Origin of the sequence: Allobosea sp. 2RAB26, assembly GCF_052115465.1 — a bacterium.
Lineage (GTDB): Bacteria > Pseudomonadota > Alphaproteobacteria > Rhizobiales > Beijerinckiaceae > Allobosea.
In genome coordinates this window covers 1-371 of the sequence record NZ_JBFRGS010000100.1, presented here as the reverse complement: position 1 = coordinate 371, position 371 = coordinate 1, and the positions used below count along the sequence as shown (strand labels likewise).

At 63.5% G+C, this 371-nt stretch carries 1 protein-coding gene; it reads right to left on the bottom strand.

Annotated features, from left to right (window positions below; all coding sequences use genetic code 11):
* Positions 1-371, bottom strand: a 371-nt coding sequence (locus AB4118_RS34205) for a hypothetical protein (protein WP_441493925.1), incomplete at both ends; no start/stop codon positions are given.

Below are 371 nucleotides of genomic sequence, written 5' to 3'. Positions count from 1 at the left end.
TTCATCGACGGCCAGGAGTTCGCGGACATCATCGCCCGCAATACCAGCCTGACCAATCTTCCCGAGAACATCTTCGAGACCGTCGTTGGCGATGACGGCGACAACGGTACCGGCACGGGTGACGGTGACGGCGACGATGACGACGATGACGACGATGACGGCACCGGCRMCGGWGATGGCGACGACGATGATGACGATGACGACGGYGCCGGAGATGGCGACGACGATGACGACGATGACGACGGCGCCGGAGATGGCGACGATGATGATGATGACGACGACGGCGCCGGAGATGGCGACGACGACGATGATGACGACGATGACGACGGCGCCGGCAACGGCGACGATGACGACGACGACGATTGCGGCTG